The organism is Bacteroidota bacterium (genome assembly GCA_026391695.1).
In the GTDB taxonomy this organism is placed as follows: Bacteria; Bacteroidota; Bacteroidia; order Bacteroidales; family JAGONC01; genus JAPLDP01.
In genome coordinates this window covers 36,338-56,968 of record JAPLDP010000082.1, presented here as the reverse complement: position 1 = coordinate 56,968, position 20,631 = coordinate 36,338, and the positions used below count along the sequence as shown (strand labels likewise).

At 43.7% G+C, this 20,631-nt stretch carries 6 protein-coding genes; all 6 read left to right on the top strand.

The annotated features are described in order from the left end of the window. Nucleotides 1-6: 6 nt before the first annotated feature. The gene (locus NT175_12200; GenBank protein ID MCX6235456.1) at nucleotides 7-4,428 is read left to right on the top strand and encodes a C25 family cysteine peptidase; all 4,422 of its coding nucleotides are present in this window, start codon (nucleotides 7-9) and stop codon (nucleotides 4,426-4,428) included. Nucleotides 4,429-4,592: 164 nt separating this feature from the next. Then, nucleotides 4,593-8,567 (top strand): C25 family cysteine peptidase, encoded by a 3,975-nt coding sequence (locus NT175_12195; protein MCX6235455.1) that lies wholly within the window; start codon nucleotides 4,593-4,595, stop codon nucleotides 8,565-8,567. 98 nt (nucleotides 8,568-8,665) lie between these two features. Then, complete coding sequence (locus NT175_12190; protein ID MCX6235454.1) at nucleotides 8,666-11,215, top strand: T9SS type A sorting domain-containing protein; 2,550 nt, start codon at nucleotides 8,666-8,668, stop codon at nucleotides 11,213-11,215. A 63-nt stretch (nucleotides 11,216-11,278) separates the two neighbouring features. After that, the gene (locus tag NT175_12185; GenBank protein ID MCX6235453.1) at nucleotides 11,279-16,678 is read left to right on the top strand and encodes a T9SS type A sorting domain-containing protein; all 5,400 of its coding nucleotides are present in this window, start codon (nucleotides 11,279-11,281) and stop codon (nucleotides 16,676-16,678) included. Between the two features lie 147 nt (nucleotides 16,679-16,825). Next, entirely contained in the window at nucleotides 16,826-18,382 is a 1,557-nt protein-coding gene (locus NT175_12180; protein MCX6235452.1) for a hypothetical protein, read from the top strand. Between the two features lie 147 nt (nucleotides 18,383-18,529). Continuing rightward, nucleotides 18,530-20,614, top strand: coding sequence for a T9SS type A sorting domain-containing protein (locus NT175_12175; protein MCX6235451.1), 2,085 nt, complete (start codon nucleotides 18,530-18,532; stop codon nucleotides 20,612-20,614). Nucleotides 20,615-20,631 lie beyond the last annotated feature (17 nt).

Sequence of the window (20,631 nt, the reverse complement as noted above, 5' to 3'; positions counted from 1 at the left end):
AAAACAATGCAAAGAACATCATTTACTCTAATCCTGATTATCAGTTTCCTTTTCTCTTTTAGCCAGAAAACATGGGTCGGTTTTACGGCCGACAGTCCTCAACAACCTGGTATCTCAATCGTAGAGCAGAATGCCGAAAAAGTTATTGTCGACATTTCCGTTCCCGGCATGTATGTTTCAGATGTTGAAAATCAGGGAACAGTATATAAAAGGCTTGAATTGACAGAATTTCAGACAACCAGTGTAGTCGGTTATCCTGAACTGCCAACGATAAACCAGATCATCGGCATACCCGGTGATAAACTGGCACGGTTTCGCATCATTGAAATGAATAAGATAATTCTATCAGATTATAATATATACCCTTTCCAGGTACCGGAAAAAGATATTAAAGGAGGAAAATCTGACGAATTTATAATAAACAAAGACTTTTACAGCCAGAATAAACCTTTTCCGTCAGGTAACATCATCCTTGATGCACCAGGAATATGGAGAGACGTGAAAATCACCGGTTTGCACATTGTACCCTTCACATATTATCCTCAGAAAAAAGAAATTGAAGTCATCACCCACCTGAAAATCGAAGTCGAATTTTATGGACATGATTCAGAACATTATCTGGCCAGGGATAAGTCCATCACGCCGGAATATTACAGGATGTATAATGCGGCCATCAGCAATTTCGCTTCTCTTGGTTATACCATGACATACAGGGATAATCCGGGTATAAAATATCTCATTATCACCAACGAAGGTGCATTGCAGACTATTCAGCCGCTTATAGACTTTAAAAACCAGCAGGGGTTCAGAGTGGAAGTAAAAACGCTCGGACCCGGATTTGAAGCTCCCCAGGATTTTAAGACTTACATTCAGCAGATATATCAGAGCGACGGACTGGAATATGTGCTGATAGTCGGCGATGCTTATCCGAACGGGGGCCAGGGCGGCGGGCCAAACATCGTACCTATGTTCTGGTGGGCACCTTCAGGTGAAGATGCATCCTTCTCCGATACATGGTATGTCTGCCTCGATGGACCTGATGATCATTTTGCCGACCTGGCCATTGGTCGTTTTGTATATGATGAACTGGATGAACTCGATATACAAATCCAGAAGACCATGAGCCATTATACCAATCCGGATGCCTCCACTAATTGGGCTGAAAATACAATACTGGTCGCCCATCAGGAAGATTATCCCGAAAAATATACCCGATGCAAGGAAGAAATCAGAACTTACAACTATGCCCTTCAGACACCCATATTTACCCCCTGTTATGGTGGGGCGGGAGCAACCAATAATGATATCGTCAATTATGTCAATAACACATCCTGTGGGATTTTTAATTACCGTGGGCATGGAAGTGCGACCGAGTTCGGGGAGTGGTGCGGTCAGGGTAGTTTCACCAATACACATGTCCAGCAGCTAACAAATACCAGGCGATTGTTTGTTCTTTTCGATGTATGTTGTGATAACATGGACATTGTAGCGTTTGGGGGCGATTGCCTGTGTGAATCGTTCATGAAGTCGCCTGTAGCATCTGTCGCCATCAACGGTGCGATAATCCCATCCTACACCATACCAAACCATGATTACGACAAAGAAATGTATAAAGCGGTATTCCAGGAAGGGATTTATAACATCGGCTATGTGACCAATTTTGCGAATATCACTGTTTTGAATATTCATGATAGTCTTGGAAGAGCAAATGTCAGAACCTATCTGTGGCTGGGTGATGCTTCTCTGGAACCCTGGACGCTTCAGCCGGCAGAGCTGACCGTTACACATGATTCTCAGTTATTCCTGGGGCTTACGGAATTCAGTGTATCAGTCAACGGCAACATGGGGCCGGTAGAAAATGCCATGGTGTGCATAAGCAATGAGGATGGAAGTATTTATGGCGTTGCCTATACCGATGCAGCAGGACTTGCAACAGTGGCCTTCAGTGAACCTGCCCATGTTCCGGGATTCGCCAAGGTAACGGTTACATCACATAATTATTTACCCTACCAGGCCGAAATCCCTGTCATACCTCTCGAGGGCGCTTATGTCGTTAAAGACAGCTTTACTATCAATGATGAAGCAGGAAATGCAAATGGACTGATGGATTACGGAGAAACCATAGCCTTGACCATGACCGTAAAAAATGTCGGCCTGGAATCTGCCACAGGTGTCACAGTCGAGCTGGGCACTTCTGATGAATACATATCCCTGACCACAAATTCAGCCTATTTCGGCGATATTCCTGCCGAAGGTACGGTAACAGTGGCTAATGCCTTTGCATTCAATGTAGCCTCCACTATCCCGGATAATCATAATGTCCTTTTTGAAGTGAGTGCCACTGATGGGACAAATATATGGGTGAGTAATTTTTCGATACAGGGCTATGCTCCTGTATTCGAATTCGGCAGCATGACTATTTCTGATCCAACCGGCAATGGGAATAACCGTCTCGATCCTGGTGAAATAGCTGATATCACCATCAATATCATAAATAATGGACATAGCGATGCTGCAGAAGTATTGGCTTCCCTGTCAACAACCAGTGCTTTTCTCACTCTTAATACCACGTCATCAAATCTGGGGGTGCTCGCAGCCGGTCTGTCAGGAAACGCTGTTTTCAATATATCCGTTGACCCCGGTACCCCGATAGGGTCGAGCGTTGATCTGATTTGTAATATTGAATCGGGAATGTATTCAGTTAATAAAACCTTTTATTCCAAAGTTGGATTAATGCTTGAAGACTGGGAAAGCGGTACCTTCAATGATTTTGATTGGAGTTTCAGCGGTAATTCGCAATGGACTGTAACTGATCAGAATCCTTACGAAGGCCTGTATTGCGCACAATCAGGTGATATCTCCGATTTGCAGAATTCGCAGTTATCATTGGATTATAATGTGATGTATGATGATACCATATCATTTTACAGAAAAGTTTCATCTGAAGCCTCCTACGATTATCTGGAATTTTACATCGACAATACAAAGATCGATCAATGGTCGGGGGAACAGGCATGGGAGAAGGTATCTTATCCCGTGACAGCAGGGCCTCACACTTTCACATGGAATTACATGAAGGATTATTCGGAGTCAAACGGACAGGATGCCGCATGGATCGACTTTATTTCTCTTCCGCCTGAGCTGGTTACCACAGCCTATGCCGGACCGGATATGACCATCTGCCAAAGCAATACCTGCGCACTGACCGGAACGGCTACTCTTTACAACACACTTGAATGGACAACATCAGGCACCGGAACATTTGATGATAATACCCTTCTGAATGCGGTGTACACACTAGGTGAGGAAGATATCAATACAGGAGAAGTTATTCTTACTCTCACTGCTTATGGTCCCAGTGATGAAGTAGTGAGCGATCAAATGGTGCTGACTATTTATAAATTGCCTGTCGTCTTTGCAGGTGAAGATACTGGAATCTGTGCTGGTGAGTCTGTGCCTATCACGCAAGCCACTGCCGAAAATTATTTCGGATTACTTTGGACCACTGCCGGTGATGGGACATTTGATAATGCCACCATCCTGACCCCGGTTTATACACCAGGTATACAAGATTTACTTGCAGGCACTTTTACCCTGACACTATCGGCTGTGAATGAACCTTGCGAGAATATCACTGATGATGTGGTCTTTACAATCAATCCACTTCCAACACCATCGATTTCGGGACTGCAGGAAACCTGTCTGGGCACTTCAGGTGTCCTTTATTCCACACAGAGTTATGAGGGTAACGCATACAACTGGATGATTGCCGGTGGTACCATCACCGATGGCCAGGGAACGGCAGAAGTGACCGTGACATGGGAACAGACAGGCGATGGAAGCATATCGGTTCAGGAAACTAATAATTTTACCGGCTGCCAGGCATCGTCATCCACTGATGTCAAAGTACATGCTTTACCCTTAGTTATGCTGGGCGCCGACACCAGTATATGCCATAACCATCATCTGACTCTTGATGCGGGTAATCCCGACGCACAATCCTGGGTTTGGTCGACCGGACAAAACACCCAGTCGATAGTCATCGATTCGACCGGCGCAGGCATTGGCGGCACAAAAATAATTTTAGTCACCATAACCGATACCAAGGGATGTACCGCCTCAGATGAAATATCGGTATATTTTGAAGATTGTTCTGGTATTGCCGACAACGCCTATGACCTGGCCATCAATATCTTCCCCAATCCAAACAAGGGTACCTTCATACTTGAGCTCCTCCCACAGGAACAGGATGTGATCAGCATCAGAATTGTGAATGCTTCAGGCGCCACGGTTTCGGAAGAAAACAACATTAAGCTGACTGGTAAGATGAGAAAAGAATTCAAGCTGGACAATGGTGATGGCATCTATTACCTCTACATCGAAAGCAAAAAGGTACATTCGATTAAGAAAGTTGTTGTTCAGAGATAATCTCTCAAATCCTTAAAAAAAAGGCTGTCCCCCGGGCAGCCTTTTTTTATTTTCAGGGGTCACATTTTAGCGGTTTTGTGATTAATAAAAAATTCTTTAAAAAAGATGACAATTTGATTTTAAGGATTAGTAACTTTGTTAGACTATTAACAAACCTAAATGCCATGAAAAAAGTTACAATTCCATTCATTATCATTTTCGTAAGCCTCACCCAGCTTCTATTTGCCCAGACTTACACATTCCATTTTGAGAAGCCTGTTCTCAAGCAGACTGCTGACGGTTACACGGTTGTCAACTATACCGATTGTATTAATTTTGGAAAGGAAGGCACACCGGAACTGCCTTACAGGGGTATCGACCTTCTCCTGCCACAGAATCAAGAAGTTGTCCAGGTAAAGGTCGTTTCTCTTACAATGTATTCTAAAGAAACCGGTATCAGGATAAAACCTGCTGTTAAACCGGTGCCTGTTTCAAAATTCAATGGAGAAATGGTCACTCCTATTGAGGATGAAGCCATTTATTCCTCCTCATCACCTTATCCCGCGACCAATGTCAGCACAGCCATAACCAATTACTTATGCGGCCATGGCATAGCCTCATTCACCATCTGTCCGGTCATCTATATTCCGGCGCAGGAGGAGGTGCAGTTCATACAGGATATCGTCATCGAAATCCAGACTGCCTCCACTTCCAGAGCGAATGCAGTATCCAAGTTCCTGAAAACTTCTGCCCTTATCGAAAACCGTATTAACTATATCGTTGAAAATCCTGAAATGCTGAACAATTATAGTTACAGTTCGGTCAGAGATAATGATGAATATGATCTTTTGCTCATTACAAAGAACAGCCTTCTGCCTGCTTTTGAAGAGTATATCGCCTTTAAGATTGCAACAGGATTCTTCGTCAAGGCGATAACCACCGAAGAGATCTACGCTCAATATACCGGTCAGGATGACCAGGAGAAGATCCGCAATTGCATCATTGATTACTATTCAAATTACGGCATCCAATATGTCATACTCGGAGGTGACGCTGATCCAATGAATCCGGCTGACAGGACTATCCCCCACCGGGGTTTTATAGCAGTTGACGATAACGACATTCCCTGCGATATGTATTATTCCAATCTGGACGGAAACTGGAATACGAATGGGAATAATTCCTGGGGTGAGCCCGGAGAGTGGGACCTTTATTCCGAAGTGAGCATTGGCAGGATATGCGTTGATGATGAGATCGATATTGCGAACTTTACCAATAAACTTTTCTTGTACCAGGATGCTCCAGTGGTTGCTGATATAGAAAAAGGCGTAATGGTTGGTGAACAGCTTGACTCCGGTACATGGGGTGATACATACAAGGATGAAATTGCCAACGGTAGCTCTAATAACGGATATACCACAACCGGCTTCCCACTAAATTTTACCCTGACAAAACTTTATGAATCGGTTCAGATGTGGGATAAAACCAATATTTTCGACCAGTTTAATTTTGCCGGCGTAAACTTAATGAATCACCTGGGGCATTCAAATGTTGACTATAACATGAAAATGTACAATTCGGACCTTACCACTACAAACTTTACAAATGATGGTATCACAAGGGGATTTGTCATTGGTTACAGCCAGGGGTGTTACAATGGTGCTTTTGATAACAGGAATGATGCCGGTAGCTATGGTGGCGATTGCTTTGCCGAAACCTTCACCAGCCTTGAAACCGGAGAAGTGGCATCGATAGCCAATTCACGTTATGGCTGGTACAATCCCGGAGGAACTAACAGTTCATCTCAATATTATGACAGGCAGTTTTTTGATGCCCTTTTTGGTGAAGACATTTTCGCCATCGGCGATGTGAATGCCGAGTCGAAAGAAGATGATGTGTCCTACATCTCCACTGATGAATACTGCCGGTGGGTAGCTTATGAGACCAACCTTTTCGGTGATCCAAGCATGAACATATGGACTGCCACTCCGACGGATATATCTGCAGATTACCCCGTTAGTATTTCGATTGGCAACAGTGAAATATCATTTGTGACCGATGCGCCCTTTGCAAGAATAGCTATCGCCCAGAACGGAGAGCTTATCGGCCGGGGTATAGCCGATGCCAACGGGAATGCCACAGTGACTTTCCCCACTATTCTTGATCCGGCCCCTTTGGATATTTCCATCACTGCACATAATAAAAACAGACATACCGGTTCTGTCCTGGTTATTTCCAATCAGCCTTATATCATCTATCAATATAATCAGGTGAACGATGTTCTAGGTGATAATGATGGCCTTCTTGACTATGGCGAATCAGTCTATTTATCAGTTGCAGTGACCAATGTCGGCGACCAGCCTGCCGCCAATGCAACTGTGACCATCTCAACAAGTGACCCCTTTGTCACCATTACTGAAAATTCATACTTCTATGGCACCATTCAGCCTGGTCAAACCAAGATGATTGATGATGCGTTTGCTGCTGACATTTCTGCAGGCATCCCCGACCAGCATAACATCACTTTCGATCTGGAAATATCTGCACAGGATACATGGTATGCCGATTTTGCTTTGAAAGCCAATGCTCCTGTTCTTTCCATTGGAAATTTTATTGTCGATGATTCTGAGAGTGGAAATAATAATGGCAATATTGATCCGGGTGAAACCGTCGATATCACGATCCAATCTTCCAACTTTGGCCACTGCGATGCTTTTAACGCTATCGCGACGCTGGTATCAACCAGCGAGTGGATTAATATTATCGAGTCGACTTATACTATTGGTGATATGCCCGCAGACATGACCACTGACGTTATTTTCACAGTTGAGGTTGATGATTATGCACCAATAGGTGCCTATGTTGATTTTACCTATACGTTAACATCTGGAGATTATTCTTTATCCAGTGCCTATTCGCGGACCATCGGGCTCGTTTACGAAAACTGGGAAACAGGTGATTTCAGCAAATTCACCTGGTCCTCATCCAGCACATGGCCGTGGTTTATCACAGCAAATAGCCCCTATGAAGGAGAATTCTGTATACGCTCCGGGGCAATTAGTAATGATGAAACATCAAATATTAAAACCACATATAATTGTGTGTCGAACGACAGCATTTCATTCTACCGCAGGATTTCCACACAACCCGACTACGACTATCTCAGTTTCTTTATCGACAATGTTCTGATTGATCAATGGTCGGGATTCTATGACTGGGCAAGATTTAGCTATCCGGTTACACCTGGTGTGCATACTTTCAAATGGGAATATGATAAAGACAATGAAGAATATGCAGGTCTGGATTGTGCCTGGGTCGATTATATTGTTTTTCCTCCAACACTGGTCACAGGCTGCTTTCCCGGCCCTGATACAACCATCTGTATTGGAAACTCTTACCAATGCCAGGCTACTGTAACCAATTACACCACACTCCTGTGGACTACATCCGGAACCGGAACATATAATAACGATAAGCTGATAAATCCAGTGTACTATCCAAGCCAACAGGATTTCAATAATGGCTCCGTTATTTTATCACTCACTGCATACAGCAATCTGCCCTGCGGTGACATTACACGAGATTTTACACTCGCCTTTAATCCATTACCCTCGACACCTGTAACACCTCTGGGGCCGGATTATGTTGACCTATATTACACAACAGTATCCGAATATACCATTGAAGCGTCGCCGTTTGCTTCAACATACGCATGGCAGCTCATGCCTGTCAATGCCGGCTCTGTCAGTGGTTCCGGCACGACCGGCACTGTTGACTGGAATCCGGATTATCTGGGTATGGCCACTGTCAGCGTAAAAAGTATTAACTACTGCGGTGAAAGCCCATACTCTGAAGAATTTAATGTTGAGGTGGATAATACTGTCGGATTAGCCGAAAAAGATGGCAGATCCACCATCACCATTGTTCCAAATCCAAACAACGGGAAGTTCATGCTCAATGTGGATTCCAAACGGAAAGGAACAGCGACACTTACTATTGTAAATTCCTATGGGAGTGTAATTTATTCTACCAAATCTTTGGAACTGCGTCCGAATGCTGCCTTGGAAATTGACCTGAAGGAGGCGATTAACGGCGTCTATTATCTTGAAATGTCCACTGGTGAATATAAGGCAGTGAGAAAGTTCGTCATTTTGAAATAAAGCTGCTTTTAATCGGGAAGACATAAAAAAGGGATGACATCTCGCTTGAGATGTCATCCCTTTTATTAATTTTAGCATCTTAAAAACCAAGACCGATTATGAAAAAATTATTACCCCTGTTTTTCTTTGTTTTTCTGTTTTACCAGAATAGTCAATCCCAGACCATCAATGTCAATCCTGATCCCAACGGTGATCCCTGGATCGCAGGACAGTTAAGGCCTCTGACCGATGAAGACTGGAAATTCCTGAAGAGCCTGCCGGAGCTTACAGTGCCATTACAATATACAAACCGTATTTTGCCTTCATCGGTCGACAACTCGCAGGAACCCTATTTCCGTCCTATCTTCAACCAGGATGGCGGAAGTTGCGGTCAGGCCAGCGGCATCGGTTATGCGTTCACTTACGAAATAGATTTTGCCCGTGGTATCCCTGCCAATACGATGGTGAATCAATACCCCACTCATTTTACATGGAACTTCCTGAATGGCGGCGTGGGAGGCGGCTCATGGTACTGGGATGGATGGATGATCATCCATGCCGATGGCTGCCCCAACGTGGCTGACTATGGCGGAAGTATGTGGTATGGCGGCCAATCACGCTGGATGAGCGGCTATGAAAGTTATTATAATGGCATGCACAACCGTGTGCTCGACATGTTCGCACTCAACGTGTCCACGCCTGAAGGCCTGGAAATCCTTAAAAACTGGCTTTATGACCATGTGAACGGGTCTGATGCCGGCGGCCTGGCCAACTTTGCCGCAGGCGTTTCCGGATCTTTCTATATGACTTCATTGCCCGTCGGCACCCCTGAAGCAGGTGAACCGGTCGTTGTCTATTGGGATGCCAGCGTGAACCATGCCTTGACATTCATTGGCTATAATGATTCTATCCGTTATGACTTTAACGGAGACGGACAATACACCATCAATGAAGATATCAATGGTGACGACATCATTGACCTGCGCGACTGGGAAATTGGTGGCTTACTTTTTGCCAACAGCTGGGGACCAGGATTTGGTGATAATGGAAAATCTTACATGATGTACAAGCTGCTCGCCGATGCCACCGAGAACGGAGGCATATGGGGAAACACCGTTCACATGATCACTGCACGTGAAACATTCGAACCCTATGTAACTGTCAAAGCAACAGTTAAACATACATCACGGGATAAAGTTAAAATTATGGTGGGTGTGTCAAAAGATACCGCTGATACGGAGCCTGCATGCCTGATGTCATTCCCTCTGTTTTCATTCCAGGGTGGGCCCTTGTACATGCAAGGTGGAAACACCGAAGCCGACAAAACCATTGAAATCGGCCTTGATATCACCCCAATACTCGGAGAAATCACCCCAGGACAACCGGCAAAATTCTTCCTGCGGATCATCGAAAATGACCCTAATTATGAAGGTACCGGTGAGGTCATTTCATACTCAATCATTGATTATACCAACGGTATTGAAGAGGTGGTGAGTGACCAGCAGAATGTTCCCATTACCGAAAACGGGGAAACTACCCTGTGGCTTATCAAAACTGTCGACTTCAATGCCCCGGCGATTATCACCGAAGAGCTTCCGGAAGCCATTACCAATGAACCCTATTCTTACCAGCTTGAAGCTGCCGGCGGCATACCTCCCTATACCTGGGATATTGTCATGGATTACGAGGAAGGAACACTGCTCTGTATTTATCCGGCCATAACCGAAGAACAACTAATACCGACTCAAAACGATGACGGTTTTGCTACAAAAGACCTGGCATTCACATTCCCTTTTTATGGAGAATTTTACAATCATGTGGCTCTGCTTACTGATGGTTCTGTTGTTTTCGAAGACCAGTTCCAGTATATCCGCAGCGAAGAAAATATCATGTCCTTTAAAACAATTACACCCTATGGTGCCGACCTGATGTTGTATCCGGAACAGGGTGATGCAATGTATTACAGCGGTGATGAGACCCATGCCACATTTCGTTGGAAAACTTCAATGTATGATTTGCCAGATGTGGATGTGGATGTAGCTGTTACACTTTATCCTGACGGCAGAATAGAGTTTTATTACGGGAATGACATCACAGAAGGCACAAACTGGGGAGCAGGCATATCTAAGGGCGATGGACAGAACTATGTGATCGCTAATATTTCAAATTCTTACAGCATTCCCGACAATTATGCCTCACAATTCACTGCCCCGGAATATCCCATGGGCATGTCATTATCACAAGATGGGGTGTTTTCAGGGACACCCATTGTTAACGGACATACATGGGAAATAACTTTCAGGACAACAGATGATTATTCCATATTTACCACAAAAACACTGGCATTTACAACCTTAAATGTCGGATATTCTGATCCATTAGCTGACAACCTGATCAGCAACCTTCAAAGTGTGCCGAATCCGTTCAATGAGAAGACTATTATCGGTTTCTCTCTTGCGCAGGAGTGTCCTGTCACTTTGGATATAATAAACTCAAGTGGGCAGGTCATTAAAACTTTTACACGGAATCAGAATCTTCCGGCCGGTCAATACAGCTTTACCTGGGATGGAAAAAATGATGAAGGTCAGGAATGTCCTGCCGGGGTTTACTTTTATAAAGTATCTGCCGGACACTCAACATTGACCGGAAAGTTAATCTTCTTCAGATAGAACTTTTGAAATCATCCATATTTTATACATCTAATAGCTATGCAGAGGGTGTTGCAATATTTCATGGTACTAGTTATAACATTATTGTATCTTGTACCTTCTTCAATAGAGGCACAGGATCTCTGTAACCAACCCGATTCACTGACCATTTTGTTCAAGGCAGGTTTATATAAACCGATGACTATTGAGGACTCAATCGGTCTTGTCAGTCTGCCGGAGCTGACATTACCGGAAAGGTATAAAAGTCCATCAGCGCCTTTGCTGCCAGCAGTTCTTGATAACTCAGAACAACCCTGTATGAGACCAGTGTTTCAGCAGACAGGCTTATGTTGCGGTCAGGCAGCACTTGTAGGATATAATTTTACATACGAAATGAACTGCAAGCGGGAAGTGCCGGGTAATGTTCCTGAAAATCAATACCCTCCACACTTTGTGTATAATTGGCCCAATGAAGCAGCGGGTTATGGTGGCGTGAGTTATTATCATGCAATGGAAGTACTCAGAAGTGTTGGAACACCAAATGTTGCTGATTACGGTGGAATGGCAGCAGGGGGAAATACCAGATGGATGTCGGGATATGAAAATTATTATAACGGCATGCATAATCGGATAGAAAATGCCTATAACATCCGCACTGACACATATGAAGGGTTCCTTACCCTGAAATACTGGATGCTGGAACACCTCAACGGTTCACCTGTAGGTGGGGTTGCGAGCTTTTATGCCAATCAGCCCATGACATATTACTTGCAGCCTGGTACACCGGAAGCCGGGAAACAGGTTTGTATCGCGTGGGCTTCCTATTCCAGCCATGCTCTCACTATAGTCGGATGGAATGACTCTATCCGGTGGGATTATAACAGCGACGGGCAATATACTAATGATATTGATATCAGTGGCGATGGTATCATTAATATGAAAGACTGGGAGATCGGGGGTTTTAAATTTGTCAACAGCTATGGTGGCATTCCCGCATGGGGCGATAGCGGCTACTGTTATATGATGTATAAAACAGTCGCTGATAAATTCGGTGAAGGAGGGATCTGGAACAGCACTGTCAATGTCCTGAAAGTCAAAGAGGATGATTCCCCACAGCTGACTATGAAAGTAAAAGTCCAGCATACCTGTCGTGAACAGCTGAAAATATATGCTGGTATCGCTGAAGACGTTTCCGCCTCTGTACCAACTCATATTCTTGACCTGCCTATTTTTGACTACCAGGGAGGATGCCTCAACATGCAGGGTGGAAGCACTGAAAATGATAAAATCATCGAATTCGGCATTGACATCTCACCTCTTCTTAATTATATCACTCCCGGTCAAACGGCCAAGTTTTTCCTGGTGGTTGTCGAACGGGATCCAGATAACTGGTCGACAGGCTTTATCAAGGAATTTTCGCTGGTCGATTATACCAATGGTGTTAATGAGATACCCTCAGGAGTCAGTAATTTACTGATAAACCAGAATGATACGACGTTTGTACCTGTTGTTGCTACTATTAACTACTCAGATGTTACCATTTCAACTTCCACTCTTCCCGAAGCCCATGTCTATGAACCTTATACATACCAGTTAACAGCGACAGGTGGCACGTCACCATATTTCTGGGATATTGACCGGGGTTATAATGAAACCAGTCATAACGGCACTTTCCCTTCGATAACGTCTGAACAGCTCACCCCCACCAGTAACACCGATGGTTATGCCTTCATGGCTCTCCCGTTTGAATTTCCATTTTTTGGCCAGTTATATGATAGCGTTTATATGTATGTGGATGGTTTCCTGAAATTCGATAACTGGCTGGTCACATGGCCTTATTTCCAGGAAATCTTTTACAGGTTCACAAAGAACAGGAACATTGCACCATTTTTTGATGTGGGATTAACATTATATCCGAGCGGAGGGGATGGCCTATGGTATGAAGGTGACTCATCCTGCGTAACTTTCCGCTGGAAGGTTTCACAGGATGGGTATAATTCACAATCCGACCTCAATCTGGCAGTGAAATTATATCCTACCGGCAAAATCGAATACTATTACGGTAATATTCAATTGGTCGCTTCTACACGCTGGTTTGGAGGGGCCTCAAACGGGGATGGAAAAAATTACCAGACCTCGGCAGTTTCAAATACCACTTCCATACCTAACAATTATATCATAGAATTCGCACCAAAGCCTTATCCCATCGAGATGGAAATGTCGGCCGACGGAGTGTTTAGCGGTATACCAGAGCATGAGTATGATAACATGACCATTAGTTTTGTAGCCACGGACCAGAACCTGATTTCTTCATCTAAAATCTTGTCATTCAGTACTATCGGCATTGTAAGTGACTTCACAGTACTTTCCGGTGATGATAATTTGATAGAACAGGGTGAGACAGCCAGTGTTGATATCATCGTCAAGAATATTTCCAGCACTACTATTCATAATGCTGTCATGACCTTCTCCACTCAGGACGATTATATTGTCATGACTGACAGCACCCAGGATATCGGTACTCTTGCTCCTAATCAGACCATGGGATTTCCGAATGCTTTTGGATTTATAGTCTCTGACACCATTGAAAACAATCATTCTATAGTCTTCAATAATAAAATCACAGCAACCGAAGATACGTTCGAAAGGACACTTGAGTTCATAGCCTATGCGCCTCTTATTACAATTGGCACTCTTTCTATAGATGATAGTGGTAATGGAATATTTGATCCGGGAGAAACAGTGACTTTTAATGTTACTCTTAGTAACCAAGGTAAAGGAAAGGCCGTAGATATCCATTCCATTCTCAGCTCAGTCGATCCGCAGATAACTATTAATAATGGCAATGATTCGATTGACCTAATACCTGGTAACGGATCATCTGAATTATCGTTCACCATTACATCTCTGCCTTCTACAATGGATGGACATATTGCCTATTTTGAAATCGTAATCACAGGCGACTATGGAATATCCATTCAGGACACCCTTTATCTGACTGTTGGCACAATCACTGAAGATTTCGAGACCGGAGATTTCAGTCAGTTCCCATGGATATTCACCGGAAGCCATCAACCTTGGTACATTACCAATAGCAACGTATATGAAGGAAGTTACTGTGCTAGATCCGGTCAGATCCTGGATCAGCAGGTTTCGAGAATGAAGCTTGATATCGAAGTGCTGAGCAATTCTGAGATCTCCTTTTACAGGCGAGTATCATCAGAAGTCAACTATGATTTCCTTATTTTTTATATTGATGATTCTGAAAAAGGACGCTGGTCGGGTGAAGTCCCCTGGGATAAAGTGACATACACCATCAACAAGGGCATACGCAAATTAAAGTGGGAATATAAGAAAGATTATTCCGTAGTCAATGGCAGTGATTGTGCCTGGGTCGATTTCATCACCTTTCCTCCCATTCAGTCCCGGTTGCTGACTGTCTATGCCGGTGCAGATGACACTATCTGTGAAAACACAAACTGCACTCTCTCCGGCTCAGCCTCTTATTATTCTTCAATCCTCTGGGAAACAACAGGTTCAGGGAACTTCAGCAATGAGCAGATCCTGAATCCGGTTTATTACCCTGGCACCTCAGATATTATCACCGGTGCAGTAGTCCTTAAACTGACAGCCAATCATAATCTGGGCTTTTCTCTGACCGACTATATGACGATCTTCTTTGACCCGTTACCAGAAGCTGATGCAGGCCAGGATATATCGACGTGTGAATATCTGCCTGTCAATCTGGCAGGGCAAATCACTTCTTCTGATTCAGCTTTCTGGTCGACAACTGGCGATGGGACATTCAACGACACTACAAACCTCTCTGCTGTTTATTATCCCGGAACATCAGATTTTGAAGCAGGTACGGTAAATCTGATTCTGACAGCTTATCCAAAAGCTACCTGCCTGATTACGGTGAATGATACGCTGACTCTGAATGTCCAGCATCAACCTCTCGTAAATGCCGGTGATGATGGCGTGATTTGTGAAAATCAATCCTATCAGTTATCAGGCACAGCAGAATATACAAGTACTATTCAATGGACGACAACCGGTGATGGAATTTTTGATGATCCATCTTCATTATCAGCAATTTATACACCTGGTGTGGAAGATATATCTGCAGGATCTGTTACACTGGCTCTGATTGGCTATGCCATTTCTCCTTGCACCGGACAGGATAGCGACCTAGTACTTATCACAATTGCATCTCATCCATTGGCAGATGCCGGTGAAAATCAGATTATCCCGTACCTGACATCCACAACGCTTTCTTGCACAGTATCAGGTGGATCCGGCGATTATTCTTATATGTGGACACCTGTTATATACCTGGTCAATCCGAACATTCAAAATCCGACAACTGTTCCACTGACCAATTCGGTCATTTTCACAGTCATGGTCACAGATAATGTTTCAGGATGCCAGTCATCAGATCAGGTTACCGTTTATATCGAAGGCAGCCCGTTTAATATTACTGTTTCAGCTAATCCTGAAAATGTATGCCTCGGACAATCCACCCAACTCAACGTTGAAGTTGATGGCGTAACAGGACCATACGCTTATGCATGGACCTCTGTTCCGCCGGGATTTTCATCCGATATTCCCAATCCCATTGATACGCCTCTCGAAACGACAACCTACTATATCACCGTTACTGATATCAACGATAATCCTGTTGAGGGGTTTATCACTGTGAATGTTTTCCCCCCGCCTGAAGCAGATGCAGGTGAAGACGCCACAACGTGTTCAAATGTTGTCTGGACTCTTTCAGGATCAGCATCAAATCATCTCTCTGTTCAGTGGATTACATATGGTGATGGAATTTTTGATGTTGACACTATTCTGCAGGCTTCATACATACCCGGTGAACAGGATATCATCAACGGAAGTGTTCAGCTTGAACTGATAGCAAATGCTGTTGCCCCCTGTGTGGATCCTGTATCGGATCAGGTCATCCTGTCGTTCTTTCCTGGCACCGTTGTTACATTCAATGCCCTTCCTGATTTCTGCGTGTATGATCCTCCTTATCTTCTTACCGAGGGTAATCCACCTGGTGGTGAATACTCCGGCACCGGTATGGTTGACGGTTACTTTTATCCTTCCCTGGCCGGAAATGGCACTCACATTCTGACATATTCTTTTGGCGATACTAATGGTTGTGTATTCAGTGCTTTCCAGAGTGTCCTTGTCAACCCCTGCACCGGAATCATTGAATCGTCCTCTGATCTGGCTGTTAAGATCATACCAAATCCTAATAGCGGCAACTTTATAGCCCAGATCTTTACCGGATCGGAAATGACAGTAATGATATCCATTTATGACAGGATTGGCAATATGGTTTACGAGAAATCGTCTTCCTTATCTTCAGGTGAAAATACCCTTGAATTCTCACTTGACAATCAGCCATCAAGCTTGTACTTGCTGGTGATCAAATTTGATTCTGCCCTGATAACCAGGAGAGTATTGATTTACCGCTAACTTAAATTTCTATGCGGTAACTTAATTACTATTGACTTCAGGTATCAATTCCATTAGTATAGTACGTTTAAAACGCTATTGATGTAAATGAAACACCTCTGTAAGTTATTGATTGTATTATTCATAGCTCAATTTCTCTTCGGGGGCATGAAAAGTTATGCCCAGGAAAGAAACAATGGTTTTAATATTCTTACCCCTGTTGACTCGGTATTTCTGGTTAATGTCCCAAAACTTTTACTATCGGAGGAATACCGGTATATAGATCTTCCATATAAACTGGACAATTCTACATTACCATTTCTTCGTCCTGTTTTTGAGCAGGATGCGGCATCCTGTGGACAGGCTGCTTCCATAGGGTATAATTTTACTTATGAGATCGACCGGGCACGCATTCTTCCCGCTGACTTACCCCAAAATCAGTACCCTACGCATTTTGTATGGAATTTCATGAATACTGAAGGATTGTTAATTCTGAAAAACTGGCTTCATGATCATCTGGATGGATCTCCTTTTGGCGGCACTGCTAACTTCTATGCCGGCATTATCATCCCTTACCTCCTGCCGCAAGGCACACCCGAGGCAGGTAAAAACGTCATCATAGTCTGGTATCCGGAGGCCACACATGCCGTGACAATAGTGGGCTATAATGATTCGATCCGTTTTGATTATAACATTGATGGGAGGTTCACCAATGATGAAGATATCAATAACGATGGAGTCATTGATATGAAAGACTGGGAAATCGGCGGTTTGAAATTCGTGAACAGCTATGGTGTTTCGTGGGGCGACAGCGGCTTCTGCTATATGATGTATAAGACACTTGCGGATATGTATGGTGCGGGGGGTATATGGAATAATTCCGTTAATGTCATAAAGGTCATACCTGACTATGAACCTTTGCTGACCATGAAAGTTACATTGCGGCATACATGCCGGAATAAAATTAAAGTCACCGCCGGCATTTCACCTGATACTTCAGCAGCTTTCCCCGTCAGCGAAATGGAATTCCCTATTTTTGACTATCAGGGAGGTGAATTCTATATGCAGGGTGGACATTTGGAAGAAGACAAAACGATTGAATTCGGACTTGATATCACACCGCTACTCAGTTATATGAATAATGGGGAAGCAGCAAAAATCTTCCTCCAGATTACTGAAGATGATCCCGGCAATAAGGGAACTGGAGAAATTGTTGAATGGTCGGTCATTGACTATATAAATGGCATTCATGAAACAATGTGTCAATTTGTCAATGTGCCGATTAATGATAATGATTTCACACGGTTGTCGGTTATTAAAACCGTTACTTTCAATAAAATCCGAATCACCGATGATTCTCTTCCTCCTATCATACCTGGTGAAGCATATACTCATCAGTTTTCGGCAACAGGTGGGACTCCTCCCTATTCATGGAAGTTGAAAGCAGATTATTCCTTTAACCGGATCATTGAACCTTTTCCGTTAGTTGATCAGGAACAATTAACACCCACCAATAATCAGAATGGTTTTGTAACCAAAAAGCTCGGTTTTTCATTCCCATATTACAATGAAACCTTTGATTCAGTGACCCTTCATACCGGTGGATTTCTGATGTTTGATCAACAAACCTACCCTACTCCTTACATCCAGGATCTGAATCTTTTATGCAGATCCACCCGGTCTGTTTCACCCTTGATGAACTGGTCACTGATTATTATCCAGTAAAATGGGGATGGCATCTGGTATGAAGGTGATGAACAGCAGGCCACCTTCAGGTGGCAACTCACTGACGTCAATCATCCTGCAAATACTTCCATAAACTTCGCCGTTACATTACATGCCGACGGCAGTATCACATTCCTTTATGGCGATATGATCAGTGATGAACCCTTTACCTGGGTAGCCGGTATTTCAGATGGCGACATGCAAAACTTTACTTTTACAGGAAGTTCTGCCGAAGAGGATCTGTCTTCGCTTCAGGCTGTGCGATTTAATAGGCCTGATTTCCCGGAGGGATTGCTGCTCTCTGAAGATGGATTGCTCTCCGGAACACCGTCATGCTCTCAAAAAATAACTGAATTTCAGGTTATTGCAACGGATCAGAATCATATTTCGGATTTCCGGCCGTTTCAGCTTTCTTCCAGATTATATATGGCTCATTCAATCTCTGCCGGTGATGACAGCTTAATCAATCAAAATGAACAAGTGACCCTTGATCTGACTATCCGTTATATAGGCAATGATACCTTGCATAATGCCCGTATCATCTTCAGTGTAACCGATAAAAACATAACCCTGATGGATAGTTCGGAGTATATTGGATTATTAAGTCCAGATGCGACACTTGATCTTGCGGGTGCTTTCAGGTTTATTACCAGATCGGATATCCCGGATTTATATACCATTCAGTCCAGCATTGATTTCCTTTCCGATGAACAGAACTGGCAAAAGTCACTGAACCTTCAAGCCTGTGCACCTTTAGTGGCATCTGGAGATATGGTCGTTGAAGATCAGGAGGATCATTTGTTGGAACCGGGTGAAAACGCTGAATTAAATATCAAAATAAATAATTTCGGTCATTCTGTGGCCCATGGAGTCAGTTGTCACCTCTCCTGCCAGGATCCATACATCTCCTTCAACGAAAGCCTCTGCCTGGATTACGGTGATATTCAAAGCAGAGTCAACACATCCCGCGAAATCAATGTGACCGCTAATCCCCATACACCTCCTGGTCACATAAACTGGATATACTTTGACATTTATGACACAACAGGATTTATATTAACCGATTCCATCCATCTGCTCATCAGCCCGACGCAGATACTGATTGTTGACCTTGATCCCAATGTCAGTTCAGGTCCTGTGATTCGTAATGCTATAGCTGAAAACATGATTGTTGCAGATTACAGAGACTATATCCCCTGGTGGGATTTATATAAGTATGATGCCATATTTCTCTGTCTGGGGGTTTTCCCGCTGAACTATATCCTTGAAACACCAGATGCAGACGATTTTGTGATTTATCTGAACCAGGGAGGTCATCTGTATCTGGAGGGAGGTGCTACATGGTACTATGACGATCCAACTGCCTTACAACCTATGTTTCATATTACCGGTGATCATGCTGCATGGTCACACAAACCCGATACCCTTGCCGGCCAGTCATCAACGCTGACACAAGGGATGTCATTTGATTATACAGGAGAGAATATCAGACTTGATAACCTGGAAGGTATTGAACCGGCCAGTTGCATCTTCAGAGATAAAAACAATGGATTTGGCTTTGCTGTGTCGTACGACGCAGAAGTCTACAAAACCATTGGCACATCCTTTGAATTCGGCGGATTGACCGATTCTGTTTATCCTTCAACAAAAGCGGAGCTGATGCGAAGATATCTTGAATTTTTTAACATCAAAACAAATGACATTGCCGCTAATTTTATGGCCGACACCCTCACTTTGCTGACCGGCACCAGAATTCAGTTCCATGATTTTTCGACAGATGATGTGCAATCCTGGAGCTGGACATTTCCCGGTGGCACACCCGAAGTCTCCTTCGAACGCGAACCTGTCATTTCTTATAGCATGGCAGGTATCTTTGATGTCACCCTGTCGGTTTCAAATGGCAATCAATCCGATATGTTGACCAAAAACCATTATATCACAGTTGTCTCTGGACAGGGTGCTCAGGAGGACGATGATCCTTTTGAGATGTCAATATATCCGAATCCTTCCAATGGATCTTTCACGCTAATCATGAACTCAATGGGCCGCATGAACCTTTCCATGAAAATATTTAATAATACCGGCCAGGTTGTTTTTGAAAAGGTGTCATCCATGATTCCCGGGAGGTATCGTGAAACCATTGACCTGATGGAACAACCTGCAGGTATATATTTCATTTTACTTCAGGATGGCAGCCATCAGTCAGTGAGTAAAATGATACTCCTAAAATAAATGTTACTTACCCGATC